General features: G+C 27.1%; 23 protein-coding genes. 1 reads left to right on the top strand and 22 read right to left on the bottom strand.

The window, feature by feature from the left end; all coding sequences use genetic code 11:
* Positions 1 to 79: 79 nt before the first annotated feature.
* The 7 genes from dnaX to T369_RS0103705 form a co-directional block, all read right to left on the bottom strand.
* Positions 80 to 1,780, bottom strand: a complete 1,701-nt coding sequence (dnaX, locus tag T369_RS0103735) for a DNA polymerase III subunit gamma/tau (RefSeq protein WP_031551899.1) — start codon at positions 1,778 to 1,780, stop codon at positions 80 to 82.
* A 100-nt stretch (positions 1,781 to 1,880) separates the two neighbouring features.
* Positions 1,881 to 2,213: a hypothetical protein gene (locus tag T369_RS0103730; RefSeq protein WP_031551896.1), complete on the bottom strand. Its 333-nt coding sequence runs from the start codon at positions 2,211 to 2,213 to the stop codon at positions 1,881 to 1,883.
* 124 nt (positions 2,214 to 2,337) lie between these two features.
* Positions 2,338 to 3,414 carry an ABC transporter substrate-binding protein gene (locus T369_RS0103725; protein ID WP_031551892.1) on the bottom strand — a complete coding sequence of 359 codons (1,077 nt, stop codon included), beginning with the start codon at positions 3,412 to 3,414 and terminating at the stop codon, positions 2,338 to 2,340.
* 1 nt (position 3,415) lies between these two features.
* Positions 3,416 to 4,216: an ABC transporter permease gene (locus T369_RS0103720; protein ID WP_031551890.1), complete on the bottom strand. Its 801-nt coding sequence runs from the start codon at positions 4,214 to 4,216 to the stop codon at positions 3,416 to 3,418.
* Positions 4,216 to 5,034, bottom strand: coding sequence for an ABC transporter permease (locus T369_RS0103715; RefSeq protein WP_031551888.1), 819 nt, complete (start codon positions 5,032 to 5,034; stop codon positions 4,216 to 4,218). Before T369_RS0103715 ends, T369_RS0103720 begins: the two co-directional genes overlap by 1 nt.
* 2 nt (positions 5,035 to 5,036) lie before the next feature.
* Positions 5,037 to 6,125, bottom strand: a complete 1,089-nt coding sequence (locus tag T369_RS0103710) for an ABC transporter ATP-binding protein (RefSeq protein WP_031551885.1) — start codon at positions 6,123 to 6,125, stop codon at positions 5,037 to 5,039.
* 10 nt (positions 6,126 to 6,135) lie between these two features.
* Positions 6,136 to 6,681 (bottom strand): helix-turn-helix domain-containing protein, encoded by a 546-nt coding sequence (locus T369_RS0103705; protein WP_031551883.1) that lies wholly within the window; start codon positions 6,679 to 6,681, stop codon positions 6,136 to 6,138.
* A 642-nt stretch (positions 6,682 to 7,323) separates the two neighbouring features.
* On the opposite strand from T369_RS0103705, the gene T369_RS0103700 reads away from it, so the two are divergent.
* Positions 7,324 to 8,181, top strand: coding sequence for an RluA family pseudouridine synthase (locus tag T369_RS0103700; RefSeq protein ID WP_031551880.1), 858 nt, complete (start codon positions 7,324 to 7,326; stop codon positions 8,179 to 8,181).
* Positions 8,182 to 8,207: 26 nt separating this feature from the next.
* On the opposite strand, the gene trxB is transcribed toward T369_RS0103700, so the two are convergent.
* From trxB to T369_RS0103620, 15 genes are all read right to left on the bottom strand, one after another.
* Positions 8,208 to 9,131 (bottom strand): thioredoxin-disulfide reductase, encoded by a 924-nt coding sequence (gene trxB, locus T369_RS0103695; RefSeq protein WP_031551878.1) that lies wholly within the window; start codon positions 9,129 to 9,131, stop codon positions 8,208 to 8,210.
* Between the two features lie 16 nt (positions 9,132 to 9,147).
* Complete coding sequence (gene lgt / locus T369_RS0103690; RefSeq protein WP_031551875.1) at positions 9,148 to 9,951, bottom strand: prolipoprotein diacylglyceryl transferase; 804 nt, start codon at positions 9,949 to 9,951, stop codon at positions 9,148 to 9,150.
* 2 nt (positions 9,952 to 9,953) lie between these two features.
* Complete coding sequence (hprK, locus tag T369_RS0103685; RefSeq protein WP_031551872.1) at positions 9,954 to 10,901, bottom strand: HPr(Ser) kinase/phosphatase; 948 nt, start codon at positions 10,899 to 10,901, stop codon at positions 9,954 to 9,956.
* A gap of 54 nt (positions 10,902 to 10,955) precedes the next feature.
* A complete protein-coding gene (locus T369_RS0103680) occupies positions 10,956 to 11,342 on the bottom strand; it encodes a phage holin family protein (protein ID WP_031551868.1) in 387 nt (128 codons plus the stop codon).
* A gap of 89 nt (positions 11,343 to 11,431) precedes the next feature.
* A complete protein-coding gene (locus T369_RS0103675; protein WP_031551866.1) occupies positions 11,432 to 12,358 on the bottom strand; it encodes a manganese-dependent inorganic pyrophosphatase in 927 nt (308 codons plus the stop codon).
* 89 nt (positions 12,359 to 12,447) lie between these two features.
* Complete coding sequence (msrA, locus tag T369_RS0103670; protein ID WP_031551864.1) at positions 12,448 to 12,936, bottom strand: peptide-methionine (S)-S-oxide reductase MsrA; 489 nt, start codon at positions 12,934 to 12,936, stop codon at positions 12,448 to 12,450.
* Positions 12,937 to 13,069: 133 nt separating this feature from the next.
* Positions 13,070 to 13,975, bottom strand: a complete 906-nt coding sequence (locus tag T369_RS0103665) for a YihY/virulence factor BrkB family protein (RefSeq protein ID WP_031551862.1) — start codon at positions 13,973 to 13,975, stop codon at positions 13,070 to 13,072.
* A 3-nt stretch (positions 13,976 to 13,978) separates the two neighbouring features.
* On the bottom strand, positions 13,979 to 14,233 hold the full coding sequence (locus T369_RS0103660) for a hypothetical protein (protein WP_031551860.1): 255 nt from the start codon (positions 14,231 to 14,233) through the stop codon (positions 13,979 to 13,981).
* Between the two features lie 449 nt (positions 14,234 to 14,682).
* Positions 14,683 to 15,129: a prepilin-type N-terminal cleavage/methylation domain-containing protein gene (locus tag T369_RS0103650; RefSeq protein ID WP_233417878.1), complete on the bottom strand. Its 447-nt coding sequence runs from the start codon at positions 15,127 to 15,129 to the stop codon at positions 14,683 to 14,685.
* Entirely contained in the window at positions 15,122 to 15,406 is a 285-nt protein-coding gene (locus T369_RS0103645) for a type II secretion system protein (protein WP_031551856.1), read from the bottom strand. The genes T369_RS0103650 and T369_RS0103645 overlap by 8 nt, the downstream gene beginning before the upstream one ends.
* Positions 15,396 to 15,836: a prepilin-type N-terminal cleavage/methylation domain-containing protein gene (locus tag T369_RS0103640; RefSeq protein WP_031551853.1), complete on the bottom strand. Its 441-nt coding sequence runs from the start codon at positions 15,834 to 15,836 to the stop codon at positions 15,396 to 15,398. The genes T369_RS0103645 and T369_RS0103640 overlap by 11 nt, the downstream gene beginning before the upstream one ends.
* Entirely contained in the window at positions 15,811 to 16,143 is a 333-nt protein-coding gene (gene comGC / locus T369_RS0103635; protein WP_031551850.1) for a competence type IV pilus major pilin ComGC, read from the bottom strand. The genes T369_RS0103640 and comGC overlap by 26 nt, the downstream gene beginning before the upstream one ends.
* Positions 16,144 to 16,153: 10 nt before the next feature.
* Positions 16,154 to 17,200 carry a competence type IV pilus assembly protein ComGB gene (gene comGB / locus T369_RS0103630; RefSeq protein WP_031551847.1) on the bottom strand — a complete coding sequence of 349 codons (1,047 nt, stop codon included), beginning with the start codon at positions 17,198 to 17,200 and terminating at the stop codon, positions 16,154 to 16,156.
* Positions 17,175 to 18,170: a competence type IV pilus ATPase ComGA gene (comGA, locus tag T369_RS0103625; RefSeq protein WP_031551844.1), complete on the bottom strand. Its 996-nt coding sequence runs from the start codon at positions 18,168 to 18,170 to the stop codon at positions 17,175 to 17,177. Before comGA ends, comGB begins: the two co-directional genes overlap by 26 nt.
* 124 nt (positions 18,171 to 18,294) lie before the next feature.
* A complete protein-coding gene (locus T369_RS0103620) occupies positions 18,295 to 18,657 on the bottom strand; it encodes a helix-turn-helix domain-containing protein (protein ID WP_006364880.1) in 363 nt (120 codons plus the stop codon).
* Between the last annotated feature and the right edge of the window lie 154 nt (positions 18,658 to 18,811).

Here is an 18,811-nt window from a genome sequence, read left to right as displayed (position 1 = left end):
ATATCTTGTTATATTATAATTCTATTTAAAAACCCATAAATTGTCAATAATTTTCAATATCTTTCATTTTATTTCAGTTCTATTTTTCAACTATAATATCTGAAAATAATTGTTCAATTTTTGATTTGTTTTTTGAGTCTTCTTTCTCTTCTTGTTCTTCTTTAATTTCAACTAAACTATCTTTCTTAGGTGAAATATTTTTAATTTCATCTAGTAGAGTGTTATATTGATGATCTTGTAAAGTATATATAGCATAATCTACTCCAATATATCTTCTAAATAATTCCTCTAAATATTTCTTATATTTAGAATTTGGAGCCATTTTCATCATACTTTCTGCTTCATTAAATACAAGTAACCCTGCTATTTTCGAAGAAGCTACTAACTTACAAGATTTAAATATCTCTCCCATAGCATACATTTCATTGTTATCCGTAGAGAAACTATCATTAATAATTCTACCAAATACATTAGAAGCATAATTAGTAAAGTTATCATTAGAACTATTAATTAATTCCACTATTTTACTTTTATCTTTTATAATAACCTCTTTTATTTCAACATTGTTAGATAAATATGAATCTTTAGTAGTATCTGAATTTTCTGTCTTATTATTTAATTCTACTTTTTGATTTTTCATCTGTAGTAATTTTTTTTCCAATAATATAATTCTACTTTCTAGTTCTTGTATCTGTGTATTAACAACTATGTTACTACCCTCATTTGATACAACATCTACTTTAGTATTGCTATAATTAGCTTTTGAACATATTTTAACTATACATATTTGCATATAACTCATATATTCAGTTGAAAATCTTATATATTGCTCTGTTTGTGATAAATATTCAATTATTTTATAAAAATAATCAAACGGAACATCTTTTACAACATCCTCAATTATTTTCACATTATAATTTGTATAATTTGTGTTATTTAAATTTTTATAAACTACAATATCCCTTGTAATATTTATTAAATCATTAAGTAAAAGTTTAGTGTCTTTAGCTTGTGCGACAAAATCATTATACATAAGTAGTGATTTTGTCACATCTCCTTGTAATAAATATTTATAAAACTCTAAGATATTGTCTTCACTAATAGATGATGTTACTTCTAAGATATTTTCTAAAGTGATTTTTTCAGAATAATTAGATACTTGATCAAGTATGCTTATTGCATCTCTCAAACCACCTTTAGCTAAGGTTGCAATTTTCTTTATTGCATCTTCTTCTATATCTAGACTTTCATTTTCTGAGATATATTTTAATCTATCCTCTAATTGTTTAACTGATAAATTTTTAAACTCAAATCTTTGGCATCTTGATAAAATTGTTGCTGGTATTTTATGAATCTCAGTAGTAGCTAAAATAAAAATAACATGTGCTGGAGGTTCTTCTAACGTTTTTAGCAGAGCATTAAATGCTGCTGTTGTAAGCATATGAACCTCATCGATTATATAAACCTTATATCTACCTTCACTTGGCAAAAATTTAATGGCTTCTTTAATATCACGAACTTCATCAACACCATTATTACTTGCAGCGTCAATTTCTATTATATCTACATTTTCTTTTTGATATACTTCATTTTTATTCACTTCATTAGCAAATATTTTTGCAACAGAAGTTTTACCAGTTCCTCTAGGTCCATAAAACAAGTACGCATGGCTAATTTGATTCTTTTCAATTGCATTATTTAGTACTGAAACTATATGATTTTGACCTACAATATCTTTAAATGATTGTGGTCGATATTTTCTATATAAAGCCTGAAACATACAATCCTCCTATATAAACTTAACTATATAATTATACCATATTTTATATATTACTTATAGTAAAAAAAGCATAGTGAAAAATTTTTCACTATGCTTTTAACTAAATACTGATTACAATAAAGTACACTATTACAACAAGAAAACATATACTACCCATTCCAAAACATATATTTCCTACAATCTTACTATCTTTAGAATACTTTTCAATATTTTCTGGTAATTTTGCCTCTTCAAAACTAATATCGATGCCATTAATCAAATGAGCATTATCTCCTCTTTTTATATATTTTCCTAAAATCAAAAAAATTATTCCAAAATATAGTACCATTATCATAGTTCCAGTTGCTAGATATCTTTCAGGTAAAAAAAATAACAATAACGTCATTAATTCTATTGGTAATATTATAATTAATAGTGCAGTACTTTTCTTCATATAATAATTCTCCCTTCTCTACTATTTATATTTATTATATGACAAGATGATTAGTTATTACAACTATAAAAAAGATAAAGTAGATTTCATTTTTTATAAATAATCTACTTTATCTTAATTCATATTAATTTCTATTATTTATTTTAAATTTCAAGAATAAGTCATTGTATAACTGAAGCATTGCTGGCGATAAATCTTCGTAAACTTCTGCTTTTCCTATACTACTTAAATCGGGATAGAACTGTTCATCAGATGTAACTTCTTCTGGTAATAATTCTTTAGCTTTCTCATTTGGAGTAGCGTATCCAATGAATTTTGCATTTTGAGCTGCATTTTCTGGTCTAAGCATAAAGTTTATAAATTTATAAGCTGCATCTTCGTTTTTTGAAGTTTTAGGTATAACTATATTATCAAACCAAAGGTTTGTTCCTTCTTTAGGTACTGAATATACCATATTTTCATTTTCTGTCATTATTGCTGATGCATCACCTGAAAAGACAACTGAAACCCAAGCTTCATTATTAATCATTAGCATTTTTTTCTCATCAGCATTTATTGCTTTAACATTTTTATGTAATAATTCTAATTTTTTCTCAGCTAAATTAAGATTAACTTCATTAGTATCATTTACAGAATTACCTTCAGATTGTAAAGCAATTCCCATCATTTCTCTTGCGCCATCAATAAGAAGAATATTATTTTCTAAACGAGCGTCCCATAAGTCATCCCATTTTTCAAATTTCAAATCACTTGGAACTTTTGTCTTATTATAAACTATTCCTAATGTACCCCAAAAATATGGAACAGAGTATTCGTTGTTAGGGTCAAAAGAAAGATTTATAAATTGTTTATCTATATTATCAAAACCTTCTAGTTTACTATGATCTAGTTTTTTTAATAAATCTAATTTCTTCATTTTTTTAATCATATAATCTGAAGGTACAACTAAATCATAAGGTGTAGATCCTGACTGTATTTTTGTTAGCATAGCCTCATTTGAATCGAAAGTTTCATAAACAACTTTTATTCCAGTTTCAGCTTCAAATTTTTTAATTAAGTCTGGATCAATATATTCACCCCAGTTGAAAATTGTAAGAGTTTGTTTTTCTCCACTACTTGAGCTATCAATGAAATCTCTACTGTATAATAATCCTAAACAAATAACTAAGATTGATAAAGCAGAAATAAGTAATTTTTTCATACTATCTTACCTCCCTTTTCAACTTACTTGTATTAATTATATAGTATATAATTGCTGCAATTACAACAAAAAGAGTTAAGACTGTTGATAATGCATTGATTTGTAAGTTTATTCCTTGTCTTGCCATTGAATAAATTTCTACTGATAGTGTTTGGAATCCATTACCAGTAACGAAGAAAGTTACCGCAAAGTCATCAAGTGAATAAGTTAGTCCCATAAAGAACCCTGCTAGAATTCCAGGAGTAATATACGGAATAACGATTTTACTTAAAACTTGTGGATATGTTGCCCCAAGGTCAACAGCTGCATCAATTATAGATTTTGGCATCTCATATAATTTTGGTAATACCATCAATACTACTATCGGTATACTAAAAGCTATATGCGATAGTAGAACTGACCAAAAACCTTGAATACTATCAATTCCTAACTGTTTTCCTATAAATGTGAACATAAGTAAGAATGAACACCCAATTATTACGTCTGGACTCACAATTAAAATATTGTTACCAATTAAAAAGCTATTTTTCTTTTTGTTAGATTTAAGTGAGTATATACCTAATGCTCCTAATGTTCCTAAAACAGCTGAAAATAATCCACAAAGTAAAGCAACTACTAAAGTATTAATAACAATTACCATCATACGAGTATTTTCAAACAATTCTACATAGTGTTTCCATGAGAATCCTTCGAAATCTATCATTGTTTTTCCAGAGTTAAATGAATAGTACGCTAAATAAACTAGAGGTATATATAATATTGCAAAAATAACTATTAAATATAATTTTGAAGTTAATTTCATTATTTTTTTCCTCCTATAGTTACTTTATCTTTAGTATTTGTTAATACCATTATAATTCCCATTACAACTATTAAGAACACAGCTATTGTAGATCCTAATCCCCAGTTTTGTGTAACAAGAAAATGCTCTTCAATGGCAGTACCTAAGTTTATAATTTTGTTACCTGCAATAAGCCTTGTTATCATAAATAGAGATAATGCTGGAATAAATGTAACCTGTATACCAGTTTTTACACCATTAATACTTAAAGGAAATATAATCTTTCTAAATGTAGTTTTAAAATCTGCCCCTAAATCATATGAAGCTTCTATCAAGTTTCTATTAATTCCTACTACTGAGTTATAAATTGGTAATAACATAAATGGTAGGAATATGTAACTAGATACAAATACAAAACTGAATGAGTTGAATAATAAACTTTGCGTACCTATTCCTATATATTCTAAGAAACTGTTAATTGTTCCATATTCTCCAAATAATCCTAAGAACGCGTATGTTTTTAACAATATATTAATCCATGTCGGTAATATAATAAGTAAAAGTAGCAATTCGCTATATTTGCTTTTACTAATTATAAAAGCTAAAGGATAACTTATTACTAAACAAATTAGAGTAATTAAAAAAGCATACCAAAAACTATAAAGCGTCATTAATACATATGTGCTACTAAAAAATACTTGATAGTTTGAAAGGGTAAAATTACCATTAATATCTCTAAAAGAATAATAAACAATCAGTAAAATTGGAAATACTACAAAAAGTAACATCCACATTATATATGGAATCATGAAAAGTGAGCGTGTTTTTTTATTAAACATTATTATTCCTCCTCTTCATATGATTCTAAACGTGCGTCAAATTCTTCTTCTGTTTCTCCTGGTACCATGATATGTATTGCTTCAGGATCAAAGTTTAGTCCGACAGCAGAACCAGGTTTTGCTTCTTTAGTAGAATGTACAATCCATTCGTTATACTGATCATCTAAACAACAAATTTCATAATGTACACCTCTGAATAATTGTGTATCTACTACAACGTTGATTTTTCCTTTTTCAAGAGAAGTAATTTCTAAATCTTCTGGTCTAATTACTACTTCTACTCGTTTATTTTTATCTAAACCAGCATCAACACATTCATATTGTTTTCCGTAAATTTCTACTAAATAGTCATCTATCATTACTGCATTAACAATATTAGATTCTCCTATAAAGTCAGCAACAAATCTGTTTACAGGTTCATCATAAATATCCAGAGGGGTTCCACTTTGTTCAATTTTACCATTATTCATAACAAAGATATAATCACTCATTGCTAAAGCTTCTTCTTGGTCATGTGTCACGTAAATGAAAGTTATACCTGTTTGTTGTTGTAACTCACGAAGTTCATATTGCATCTCTTGTCGTAATTTTAAATCAAGAGCAGATAATGATTCGTCAAGTAAAATAATTTCCGGCTCATTTACAATTGCGCGGGCAATTGCAACACGTTGTTTTTGCCCTCCACTCATTTCACTAATATCGCGTTTTTCAAAACCTACAAGGTTAACTTGTTTTAAAGCTTTTTTTACTTTTTTATTTATAACTTCTTTTTTTTCATTTTTTATTTTTAAACCAAAAGCTACGTTTTCAAATACATTCATGTGTGGAAATAATGCATAATCCTGGAAAACAGTATTAACTTGACGTTTATTAGCCGGTAAATCATTTACCACTTTATTATCTAATAGTACATCTCCTGAAGTTGGACTTAAAAATCCACCTATTAATTTTAAAATTGTACTTTTACCACAACCACTTGGTCCTAATAAAGTATAAAAATTACCTTTTTCAATTTCTAAATCAATATTTTTTAAAACTTTATTATTACCAAACGACATTGATACATCTTTAAATTCAACAATATTTGCCATTATTTTCTCCTTATAAATACGAATTAGTTGCTACTATCAAAATTTCACATTCTTGATCAAATGGATTTGATAACCTGTGTTCTGAAGTAGCTAAAAAATAAAATGATTCTTTTTCTGAAGCAATATATTCCTCTTCTCCAAGTTTTAGTTTACATTTTCCTCGCAAAACATAACATAATGTTTCTGATTCTGAAGGTGAAAAAGTTTTATAATTGCTATTTTTCTCTAATTTAAGAATTAATGATTCCATTTCTTTTTCATTAGATTCTGGTACTAACCAAGTTAATTCATAACCTTCATCAGTTTCTTCATAGCTAGTTTGATCCTCTAATGAGTAGTACACTTTTTGACTTGAACTTTCTTTATCAAAAAAATCTTTTGGAGCACAACCTAGAACCTGTAAAATGTTAAAAAATGTTTCCATAGATGGTGAAGCTAAGTCACGTTCTACTTGTGAAATATATCCTTTACTTAAATCTGTACGTTCTCCTAATTCTTCTTGGGTGAGATTTTTTTGAATTCTCAATCTTTTCAATCTTTCTCCTATTGAGTACATCTTATCTCCTTTCCTAACAATAACAAAATTGCTATTACTAAGTTTATTATTATCTTACTTTTTGTTATGAAGGTTTAATATTAATAAACTTTTTGTCTTGAAAGTATTCTGTTATTAAACTATTAGTTTACTTTTACTAAATACAAGTTTAATAATACTATAAATAAGCTTTAAAATCAACAGTAAATTTAAATTTTAATGCATTAATTTATAAATATATAGATAAAAAAAGAAACTAGTTCTTTATGCCTAGCTTCTTAAAAATTTAATTTTAAAATAATTTTATTACCTTATCTATATCCTCTTCCGTTGTAGACCAATCTGTTACTAACCTTATAATAATATTGTTATAATCATACTTTAGATAAATTAAATTTATTATATTTTTATAAATTTATAACTTTCAACTTTTACACTTTAACAACAGGTAATAATAATATATATAAATTATTATACTAAATAACCTTTTTATGATTCTCTCTTTTTACTTTATTGATTACCTAAAGTATTATATAATTAAAGCTACTAAAACTAGAAGAACATTACGTTATTATGAATATTCTCTAAAATATTCTCAATTGTATTATTAAAAACATACTACGACTATATTTTCAATATTTAATAATTATAAAAGGAGCAATTATGCATTTTAAAGTTTTAAATGATTATAAAAGTGTAGAGGATTATTTAGTTAAATTTTTAAAAATTTCAAAGAAAAATCTTCACATTATAAGAATGCAATCACATCAAGACAAAAATACAATTTTAATTAATAATGATATCGCAAAACTTAACACACCATTATCGAAAAATGATATTCTTAAACTAAATATAGAATTATCAAAATCAAACTATTTAATAAATAAAAGCTTATCAATAATAAAAGAATATGAAGATTCATATCTACTAGTAGTTTCAAAACCATTTGGAATTAAAACTCATCCAAATGATATTAGTACTGAAGATAACACATTAGTTAATTATTTAATTTCTGACTATCAATATCTAGAGCCAATTCATCGATTAGATATTGATACTTGTGGACTGGTAATTTTGTCTAAAACTCCCTTAATAAAATCAAAACTCGATCATATGTTAGAAAATCGGGAAATTAAAAGATATTATACAGCACTTACAAAAAATAATATAAAACCACAGACTATAAAAAATAATATAGGTCGTGATAGCCGTGAAAAAAATAAAATGGCAGTTACAAACAAAGGAAAAAAAGCTATAACAAATATACTCTCTTGTGAAAAAATAGATCAAAATAAGTTTATGGTTACAATTTCGCTAGATACAGGAAGAACTCATCAAATTCGAGTTCACTTGTCTTCAATCGGTAACGCAATTATTGGAGATAAACTCTATTCACACGATGGTTATAAGTATGATAAAATGTACCTTGGTGCATTAAAGGTTGTATTTAATCATCCAGTAACTAACGATAAACTTGAAATAAACTCTTCGTTAAGAACAGAATTTATAATAGAAAAATAGACTCAAGAAATTCTTGAGTCCATTTTTTATTTTAAGCTTTCTACAAAACTATATGCTCCTTGTGCAGCTATTGCACCGTCAGACGTAGCTGTTACTACTTGTCTTATTTCTTTTTCTCTAACATCACCAGCTGCAAAAATTCCAGGAATTGTCGTTTCAAGTTTTTCGTTAGTAGGTATATACCCTGAAGAATTTGTAATTCCTAACTCAGTAAAATCATTAGTTTGAGGTATCATTCCTACGTATATGAATATCCCATCTGCAGGAATAGAACTGATTTCTTCTGTTTTCACATTACGAATCTCAACTGATGAAACTTTTCTTTCACCTTTAATTTCAGTGACCACACTGTCCCAAATAAATTCAATATTATCTTTAGCAAATGCTCTATCTTGTAAGATTTTTTGTGCTCTTAATTCATCACGTCTATGAACAATTGTAACTTTAGAGACAAGATTAGATAGATATAGTGCTTCTTCAACAGCAGAGTCACCTCCACCAACTACTACTACTTCTTTATTTCTAAAGAAAGCTCCATCACAAACAGCACAGTAGCTTACTCCTTTACCTGAGAATTCTTCTTCTCCTGGTACATTAAGATTTCTATGTTCAGATCCTGTAGCAACAATAACTGTTTTAGCTATATATACTGTAGATCCTGCAGTAACATATTTTAAATCTTCTTTTACTTCTATTTTGGTAATATTTCCAAATGCAAATTCAGTACCAAATTTCTTAGAATGTTCAAACATTTTTTCTGATAATTCAGGTCCTGTAATATGCTCATACCCAGTATAGTTTTCAATTTCTTCTGTAGATTGCATTTGTCCACCTGGATACTTTCTCTCTAACATTAGAACAGACATATTTGCACGTGAAGCATAAATTGATGCTGTCATACCCGCTGGACCTGCTCCAACAATAATTAAGTCATAAATTTTTTCTGTCATAGTTTCCACCCTCTTTTTATGATTCTTTATACAATATTTTTTTGTCTTTAAACTTTGTATTAAGCACTATTAAGTATATCAAACTTCCAACTACAAATACCAGTGAAAGTACTTGTGAAATACGTAAACTACCTATATATAAAGAGTCTGTTCGCATACCTTCAACGATAAATCTCTCTACACCATATAATATGATATACGAAGCAAACACTTCACTTTGAGATAATTTATTTCTTAATATTAATAATATAGTTACCGCTATAAAGCACCAGAAACTCTCGTATAAAAAGGTAGGTTGTCTGTATGCTCCATCTATAAACATATTATCTATTATAAATTTTGGAATAAATCTATCTTCTAAATATGAACGACTCACTTCTCCACCAAAAGCTTCATGATTAAAGAAATTACCCCAACGTCCAAGCATTTGACCTACTAATAAACTTGGTGCAATAATATCTAAAAGCTTTATTATTTTAATTTTTCTTTTTCTAGCGAAGAAATATAATACAATAAAGCCACCTAATAGGCCACCATAGATAGCTATTCCTCCGTCCCATATTGCAATTATTTCATCTTTATGATTTGAATAGTAATCCCATCTGAATACAACATAATAGGCTCGAGCGAAAATAAAAGCTACTGGAAGAGCCATTAATAAAAGATCTAACATCGTATCCTTTGGTAATCCTCTTTTTGAAGCTTCTCGTTCAGCCATTAAATATGCTACTAACACTGTCGTAGCAATTATAATTCCATACCAATAAATAGGTTTTGTAAATAAATGAAATGCAATTGGATTAATATATCCTAAACTCATTTTTATTCTCCTTTGCTACTTTCTGTGTTATTTCTTTTTATTTCCTCTTTTAACCTGCTAGTAAAATCTTCTGCAGTATTTGTTCCCATTTGATTTAAACGATAATTCATTGCTGCAGATTCAATAATAATTGCAACGTTTCGTCCTGGTCTAACTGGAATAGTTTTTTTCTCTATTTTAGAACTTAATATTTCTTGTTTTTCATTATTTAAACCAATACGATCATATTGTTTAGACTCATCCCATGTTTCTAAATGAATATTTAGTTGAAGTCGTTTCTCATTTCGAACTGCCCCAGTTCCAAATAATGTCATTACATTGATAATCCCTAGTCCCCTTATTTCTAATAAGTGCTTAATCAAAGGAGATTCGCATGTTCCAATTAAGTAATCTTTCTGAAGCTCCCTAATATCTACTCTATCATCTGCTACTAGGCGGTGCCCCCTTTTTATTAGTTCTAATGCTATTTCACTTTTACCAATACCACTTTCTCCAGTTAATAGTATGCCGATCCCGTAAACCTCAATAAATACACCATGTACCGATGTAGTTGGAGCAAACATATTTTGCAGATGATATGTAATAAATCCCATTAACTTAGTAGTTTCAGAGTTGCTACGTAGTACTGGAGTATCATATTTATTAGAGGCTTCTATTAATTCATGAGGAATATCTAAACCTCGTGAAACAATTATACAAGGAGTAATCCTTGTACATAACATACCCATTCTAGAACTTTTTTCTGCGTCAGTTAATAACTTAAAGAAAGATAACTCACTCGTACCAAGAATCTGTACTCTTTGGGGGTTATAATGTGAAAAGTAACCTGCCAACTGTAATGCAGGTCGAGACAACTCCCCTGTAGTTATTTCCCTATCTAGCCCTTTTTCTCCACTAATTACTTCTAAATCTAATTTATCAATTAGATCTTTTGTTGTTACTATTTTCATTTAGTTTTCCTTACTATTTTTTATTTAGATTATATTAAGGTTATCTATCTACCTTTAGAATTTTTTTATTATTATCTTTCTATCATTACTATTTAATAATGCATTAAATATAGATATAAATATTGCTAAGAAAAATGCTGAGCCAAATGACGCCACTTCAAAATGGGGTGACAATAAATATGACACAAGCATAATCAATAAAGCATTAATTATAACTATAAAAATACCAAAAGTCATAATAATTGGAACTATACTTACCATCAATATTATCGGTCTAATGAACATATACAATATAGTTAAGAGCAATGCACCATAGAACCCGTATATTGGTTTATCAATCCTAAGACTTCCATTAAATAGACCTGAAAATGCAATAACTATTAAGCAATTTACTACAGTACTCTTAATAAAAGTCCAAAGTAAAGATTTACTATTTTTCATTTATAATCCTCTTTTTCATTCTTAAAATTCTTTTAAGCTCATATAATACAGAAAGTGGAAACTAGTCCCACTTTCAAAAATATTCTAAATTATTTTGTAAACTCTTCTGTAATTTGAGGAACTACTTGTTTTTTACGTGAAACTACTCCCTCTAATAACATAAAATCATTGTTTAAAGCCTTATTAAATGCTGAAGCGACTTTATCTTTTTTATCTCCTAGTACTAAAACTTCAGAGTTTGAAGTTAAGATATTAGTAATAACAAACACAAATGCAGATAATCCTTTTTCTGAGATTTCTTTATTTATAGCACTAACTAGTTCTTCTTTACGTTCAGATACTTCTTTCTCATCTACTGTATTTATTTGCGCAACGATCAGTTTGTCATCTCCTAAGATGAATTCTTTAGCATCTAATGAAATTAATTCTTCAGCTTTTTTATCTTTAGTAGACGCTCCTGCTTTTAGCATTGCTAATCCATATTCTTCTAAATTAACCTCTGCAATAGCAGCTAATTCTTCTGCTGCAACTTTATCACGTAATGTACATGTTGGTGATTTAAGTAATAATGAATCAGAGATAATTGCTGATAACATAAGTCCAGCCATTTGTTTATTTATATGTACACTTTGTTCTTCATAAATTTTCTTTAAGATAGTTGCAGTACATCCAAGTGGTTCTGCTCTGTAATATAATGGTGCTGCAGTTTCAAAGTTAGCAATTCTATGGTGATCAATAACTTCACGAATTACTGCATTTTCAATTCCATTAGCTGATTGTTGGAATTCGTTATGATCGACTAATATTACATGTTGTCCTTCTTTAAGACTTTCTACTAGACGAGGTGTACTTACACCAAAGTATTCTAGTGCATATTTAGTTTCATCATTTAATTCTCCAAGTCTTACTGCTTCTGTATCCATACCTTGAAGTCTTTTTAAATTGTTATAAACGATAGCAGAACAAATTGTGTCTGTATCTGGATTTTTATGTCCAAAAATTAAAATATTTGTCATTTTTTAACTCCTCTATTAAATATACTTATCTATTATTTTACCTTTTTTTTTATTTTTTTTCAAAACATTTCTTAGTTTTAAACTGTTAATTATAAACTTTTCTTAGCTAAGCTTAAATCAACATGGCAATAACCTGTTGGATTTTTTTCAAGATATTTTTGATGATATTCTTCAGCATCTATATAATTGTTTACTTTTTCAACTTCAACAACTATTTTCTTATCAATTTTTTTCTGCAGTTCATCAATAAACTGTCTTGCTATTTCAGCTGTATCTTCGTCAATATAATATATTCCTGTTCTATATTGACGTCCAACATCCCCCCCTTGCTTGTTAACACTAGTAGGGTCAATAATTCTAAAATAATGACGTAAAACATCAGTTAATGGTAGTATTTCATCATTATATTTTAAGTAAATAACTTCTGCATGGTCAGTCGACTTAATTAAATTATAATTTGTTTTTTCTGTCTGACCATTACTATAACCTACTTTTGTCTCAATTACACCATTTAATTGAGCAAAATATCCTTCTACTCCCCAAAAACATCCACCTGCTAAATATACTTCTTTTATCATATTATATATTACCTTTCATAATTACTAAATTAATTACTAGTTATGAATTTATTATACTATAAGTTTAAAAATTTTAACATAATATTGACCTTAAGAATAATGACAGGATTGAATAATCAACCCTGTCATTATTTTATTCGATCGTATGTGTCTCTTCAAAAACCCTGTGTTCAACTTTATAATTATGAAAAATAGCATTAATTTCTGCACCCAAAATTAAAATATAACCTGTAATATATAGCCAGATAATAAACGCCATTAATGCTCCAATTGTTCCGTAGGTTTTAATATAACTTGAAAAATGATCAATGTAATATCCAAATAATCTACTGACAAGTGTCCAAGAAATTGTAGAAAATACAGCTCCTGGGAAAATGCTAATTAATTTCAAGCGTAAATTAGGACCTAATATATATAAAAATACGAAAACTATAAAAGTAAACATAATTGGAAAACTATAGCTCAAATATGACCATACATTATAAAAACCTTCATCTAAGTTTAACTTATGAAATAGTAAATATGTAAGTTGTTTTCCAAAAACCACTAGAGCTAAAACTAGAAACATACCTACTAAAAACAATACAGTAAATAATATACTTATTAACTTAGTTACTATCCATATCCTTCCGTCTCTTACTCTAAATGCATTGTTAAATGCTATAATTATACCATAAATACCATTTGATGCAGACCATAAGGTAAATACAATACCTAAGGTAATAATAGTATTATTATTTTTACTATTTAATACTTCAGAAATCATTCCAAATATAAAATCACCTAATTCACCAGGTGCAAAACTTTGAATTTTATCAAGTAAAAACTTCTGATCTATGTTAAAGTAAGGTGTTAATGCCACTGCAACTATCAACATAGGAAATAAAGATAATATAAAATAATAGCTCAAATTTGCTGATAATAACGAAATTTCATCATACATTATCCTATAATACATTTCCTTACAGAATTTTTTTATTGTTAATTTACCTTTAGGTTCCGCTTCATAAAATGAATAATTCTTTTCTGGAATAAACATAGTCTATAATACATACTTAGCTACTGTTTTAGCTACTTTATAATATGTTGGTAAACTTGAAACGGAAAGAAAATCAAATCCATTTATAGGAAAACCATTTCTACTAATTACATAACCCTTAGATTCAAGATATTCTTTTGATTCTTTTATTTTTTGTTCATCTTCTTTATTGATTTGATCATTTTTAGTAAAAATAGCTACTGTCGCTAAAGCACCTATTCCTACTACTGTCAATGCTAAAATAGATTTTTTACTCATTAATATTCTCCTTTAACTTATTACACATAATATAATAACATTTTAAACTATTTGCCTAAACAAAGCAATAAATATATGTTAGATATCATTAAAAAATACAGCTTTAAAACCTATATCTTTTAAAGCCGTATTTTCCATTATTTAGAATTATTAATTTTCAATTGTAATACTATATTTTTATCATAATAATCATTTAAACTTTTTATACTATAAAATTTATTTATGTATATTCCTATTATGCTAAACATAACAATTATGACAAAAAGTAATGTCATTATTGAAATTATAATAGCATTTCCTTCTTTATTCATATTTACATCTCTTTCTTGTGTTGGAGTTCTTTATTTAGGGAGGATTTTTTAAGTTTTTTGTACCACCACTTTACTTTACTTAAATTAAATCTTCTCTATTTAATAGTATTTTTACTTATTTATTCTGTTGTTTAATATTTATTTATTATTTTTTAATTTTAGATGTAAAATACGCTTTTTGTTATTTCTATCAATTATACTTATCTTTAATAAATTTCCATCTTGGTTTATAGAATACCCTTTTAATTTTTTTAAAAGTAAAATATTGCCTACATACGAATTTGTATTTTTCTTTTTTTCTAGGAATACTCTATCTCCCCTAAAGATTAGTAATACTTCTTCTTTATTATCTTTTGATTCCATAACGATGTGATTGCTAAACCTATCAACCACATTACTTGCATTATAGATTTCAAAAATTTTTTTATGTGCTAAAGCATATTCATAATCTGTATAATTCATAAATCTTTTTGATGTTTTAACAGTAGTTTCTAATATTAACATAAGAAGCACTGATAAGATAGTTAATAAAAATAAAGATACTATCAATTCTATTAGAGTAAAACCATCATTTTTTCTACCCATACTTAATCTTATTCCTTGTTTTCTCATCATATATTTCAGCTCTATTTCCACTAACTATTATCACATAGCTTTCTCTTCTTACTTTAAAATGTTTCTGACCTTTATGATTACTTATTTCTTCATAAAGAAGTTCTCGCATCTCTAATTCTTTTTCTGCTTTTGATAAATTAGAATATTGTTTTACCATATTTGGTATCAAATAAACAAATATTAATGAACATATAAACAAAGCAGCCATTATCTCTATAAATGTAAAACCATTATTTCTAGACTTCATCTACAGTAATATATCCTGAATCTAAATGAACTATTACCCTATATTTACATGATGATAGTTTTACATCTATAGTATTAGCTTTTGAAACCAAATTACCATGTCTATATTTCAATCTAATTGTGTTTCCATTAAGTAATGTCCTACCACCACGTGGTATTTTTTTCCATACTTTTTTGCCATTTGAATAAACAATATACTCATTATCTCTAGTAAAAAAATCAATGTAAGAATTGTTACTTTTTAAACTGTCTGTTTGAACGAGGTATATATCAGAAATAACTTCATTTAACGCCATCCTATCCTTATACTTAGAATAATTAGATATAGTAATCATCGATAAAATGATTATTAAAATACCTACTATAAATAATACAGCCATCATTTCAATTAAACTAAATGCTGAATTATCTCTGTAATGTAGCTTTTCCATTTGAAATTATTATTTGTTTCCCATTAGGGGCTTTACTCGCCTTTTCTACTGGGCCTTCTAAATAATGTTTATTTACTAACTTATCGAATGTTACATCAGGATCTTTTTCATTAATTTCATAAGCAGTAACTTGTGATTGAACAGTCTTTTCATATGCTTCTGAACTTTTATCTTTAGCACTATCTATATTTTTTGTTATATTAGGAATAATTAAAATAAGTAGTATTGCTATGATAAATAAGACTATCAACATCTCTATAAGCGTGAAAGCTTCTTTACCTTTAATTTTAAGAACTTTCTTTGTCATATTTCTCTCCTTATTTCAGCGAACTTGCCATATTAAATATAGGCATTAGTATAACCATATATAAACCTATTATTACAAATGCTAATATAGCAAATAACACTGGCTGAAATTTTCTTAACATTTTATCTAGTGATGTTAAAAAAGTATCTAACATTAATTCACTAAACAATTTCAACTCCCTATCAATTAATCCATTATTTATACCATGAATTACAAATTTTTCTACTGATTTATCAAAAAACTTAATACTGGCAATTGCTTCTTCAAAGCTAAGTCCTTTATCTAAATCTCTCATTATTTTTTTAGAAAAATAGGTCAAATAATAGTCATAGTTTTCTTCTATAATAACTTCTAATGCAGTTTTTAATGAAAAACCGCTCATTAGAAATAAACTCAATTCCAAAGTGAATTTATATGAATAATATAGTCTAGCATAAACTCTTATTTTTGGAATATACATAAGTGTATTTAAAAATATATTCTTCCTATATTTATATATATATATCATATAAACTAATACTATTATTGACAAGATCACTATAATAGATATAATTTTAGGGGTGTAATAAATAATTTTTATTAGAAGAATCGTTTGAATATCCATTTTTATACTAGATGATGTATAAATATTTTCAAACTGCGGAATTACTAACAAGTTAAATACCATGATTAAAGTAATTAATGCAATGGTAAGAATTAAAGGATATCTTAAAGTTTTTATTACTTTTTCTTTTTGTTCTTTTTTTATTCTTAGATAATTTTCAATTTCTAAAAGCATATCTTCTATGCTACCATAATCTTCTGCAAACTTCATTTTGCTTGTAACAAATGTAGAATATCCTAGATATCTTAATAAATCCGATAATTTTTTACCATGAGAGAGCTCTAATTTTAAACTGTCAATTTTTTCTAAAGAAACATCATATTGAAACAATAGAAATTCAATTGAATCTTCAAGCATATAACCATGCTCGATTAATTCAGATAACCTTTGAATAAAATAGATTTTATTCTCTTCATCAAGAATTTTGCTAATATCCCCATTTTTCTTTTTCATTAAGCGATATTATCTCCTTCTCATAGGCTATATTAAATTTATGTTGTAAAGAATTATTATTTCTAATTTTATTATCAATATAATTTTGAATTTCTTCTTTTGTTAATATTTCGGTAATTAATCCCCTTTTATTGTTAGTTAATCTAACTAATCTTTGAGAGACAATACAGATTATAGTTTGTTTTATATCTTCATGTGATAAATTTAAATCCCTTAACCTATTTATCACACCTATAGAATTTTCTGCATGAATTGTACTCAAAACTAAATGTCCAGAAAAAGTAGATGTTATAACTTGTCCCGCAGTTTTATAATCTCGAACTTCTCCAACTACAAGAACATCTGGATCACATCGTAACATTGATTTCAAAGCATTTTCATAGGTTATCCCTGCTTTCTCATTAATCTGCATTTGAATCAAATTATTAATATTTTTTTCTACAGGATCTTCAATTGTAAGTACTTGTTTCCCTAATTGAGCACATCTACTTGCCAATTTATACATTGATGTTGACTTACCACTCCCTGTTGGTCCTGAAAAGAGTATAAGACCATTTGCTTTTGAAGCAAGTCTATCTATAAATATATTATCTTTTGAAAATATACTATATTTAACATCTTCAATTTCATTTGTAAAAATTCTCACTACACAACCTTCAAATAATTCACTTAAAGGTAAAGTAGAAACTCTTAGATAATATTCTTTACCTAAGAGCCTATAAACAAACTTACCACTTTGTGGTTCTTTATTTCTTGAAATGTCTATATTAGCATTATATTTCAATAATGAAATAACTGCTTCTAACTCCCTATTAGAATATTTTTCATATTTACTCAGATTCCCCATTACTCTGAGTTTTATAAAGGAATATCCTGTTATATTCGGATAAATATGGATATCACTGGCTTTCTTTTCTATGGCTTCATTTAAAATCTTCATCATCAAATTTTTTGTATTTATAGTTATCACGCCCTTTATCCTTAAAGAAAAAGAAAATATAGGCTAAGTTATTTTTTTAACCTAGCCTATATCTCAAACTATTAATTTAATATACTACATATAACCCATATAGCCTAAGTAATTTGAATTTATTTTATAGATTCAAGTGCCTAGAAAAAGAATATCCCCTAAATCTTCTTAAAACTTCTTCTACTAGTTTACAATCTTCGCTATCTAAAGCCTTAATCATATCAATTACTTCAAAGTGTGTACCTTCTAACTCTGAACGTTCTACTTTTTCAGTTTTGTAGCCCACTAACTCATCTATTGTGACATTATATAATTTCGCAATAGATACTAGAGTAGCAACATTGGGTTCGTTTCTGCCGTATTCCCAGTTAGCATATACACCATGAGATGACAACTCTAGCTTATCTGCTACCGCTGACATAGAGTAATTGTTCATTTTTCGAAGCTTTTTAAGATTTTGTGCCAGTAATGTTCCTTTATTCTTCAAAGTAATCCTCCTTTCTCATCTATAATTATTATACAATGTTTGATATAAAAAATCAAATAAAATTATAAATTTTTGAGATTTTTTTTTATGAAAATGCAAATAATATTATTTTCGAATTTCATGTAAAGTTTACAGAAAATCTCGAAAAGATGTA

The organism is Gemella sanguinis ATCC 700632 (assembly GCF_000701685.1).
GTDB classification, from domain to species: domain Bacteria; phylum Bacillota; class Bacilli; order Staphylococcales; family Gemellaceae; genus Gemella; species Gemella sanguinis.
Note: the sequence above shows the minus strand (reverse complement) of the source record. Positions and strands in the feature narration are given on the sequence as shown.

Excerpts from the sequence above, each read along its gene's own strand:
- dnaX (WP_031551899.1), bottom strand. The coding sequence starts at position 1,780 with ATGTTTCAGGCTTTATATAGAAAATATCGACCACAATCATTTAAAGAT.
- T369_RS0103730 (WP_031551896.1), bottom strand. The coding sequence starts at position 2,213 with ATGAAGAAAAGTACTGCACTATTAATTATAATATTACCAATAGAATTA.
- T369_RS0103725 (WP_031551892.1), bottom strand. The coding sequence starts at position 3,414 with ATGAAAAAATTACTTATTTCTGCTTTATCAATCTTAGTTATTTGTTTA.
- T369_RS0103720 (WP_031551890.1), bottom strand. The coding sequence starts at position 4,216 with ATGAAATTAACTTCAAAATTATATTTAATAGTTATTTTTGCAATATTA.
- T369_RS0103715 (WP_031551888.1), bottom strand. The coding sequence starts at position 5,034 with ATGTTTAATAAAAAAACACGCTCACTTTTCATGATTCCATATATAATG.
- T369_RS0103710 (WP_031551885.1), bottom strand. The coding sequence starts at position 6,125 with ATGGCAAATATTGTTGAATTTAAAGATGTATCAATGTCGTTTGGTAAT.
- T369_RS0103705 (WP_031551883.1), bottom strand. The coding sequence starts at position 6,681 with ATGTACTCAATAGGAGAAAGATTGAAAAGATTGAGAATTCAAAAAAAT.
- T369_RS0103700 (WP_031551880.1), top strand. The coding sequence starts at position 7,324 with ATGCATTTTAAAGTTTTAAATGATTATAAAAGTGTAGAGGATTATTTA.
- trxB (WP_031551878.1), bottom strand. The coding sequence starts at position 9,131 with ATGACAGAAAAAATTTATGACTTAATTATTGTTGGAGCAGGTCCAGCG.
- lgt (WP_031551875.1), bottom strand. The coding sequence starts at position 9,951 with ATGAGTTTAGGATATATTAATCCAATTGCATTTCATTTATTTACAAAA.
- hprK (WP_031551872.1), bottom strand. The coding sequence starts at position 10,901 with ATGAAAATAGTAACAACAAAAGATCTAATTGATAAATTAGATTTAGAA.
- T369_RS0103680 (WP_031551868.1), bottom strand. The coding sequence starts at position 11,342 with ATGAAAAATAGTAAATCTTTACTTTGGACTTTTATTAAGAGTACTGTA.
- T369_RS0103675 (WP_031551866.1), bottom strand. The coding sequence starts at position 12,358 with ATGACAAATATTTTAATTTTTGGACATAAAAATCCAGATACAGACACA.
- msrA (WP_031551864.1), bottom strand. The coding sequence starts at position 12,936 with ATGATAAAAGAAGTATATTTAGCAGGTGGATGTTTTTGGGGAGTAGAA.
- T369_RS0103665 (WP_031551862.1), bottom strand. The coding sequence starts at position 13,975 with ATGTTTATTCCAGAAAAGAATTATTCATTTTATGAAGCGGAACCTAAA.
- T369_RS0103660 (WP_031551860.1), bottom strand. The coding sequence starts at position 14,233 with ATGAGTAAAAAATCTATTTTAGCATTGACAGTAGTAGGAATAGGTGCT.
- T369_RS0103650 (WP_233417878.1), bottom strand. The coding sequence starts at position 15,129 with ATGGGTAGAAAAAATGATGGTTTTACTCTAATAGAATTGATAGTATCT.
- T369_RS0103645 (WP_031551856.1), bottom strand. The coding sequence starts at position 15,406 with ATGAAGTCTAGAAATAATGGTTTTACATTTATAGAGATAATGGCTGCT.
- T369_RS0103640 (WP_031551853.1), bottom strand. The coding sequence starts at position 15,836 with ATGGAAAAGCTACATTACAGAGATAATTCAGCATTTAGTTTAATTGAA.
- comGC (WP_031551850.1), bottom strand. The coding sequence starts at position 16,143 with ATGACAAAGAAAGTTCTTAAAATTAAAGGTAAAGAAGCTTTCACGCTT.
- comGB (WP_031551847.1), bottom strand. The coding sequence starts at position 17,200 with ATGAAAAAGAAAAATGGGGATATTAGCAAAATTCTTGATGAAGAGAAT.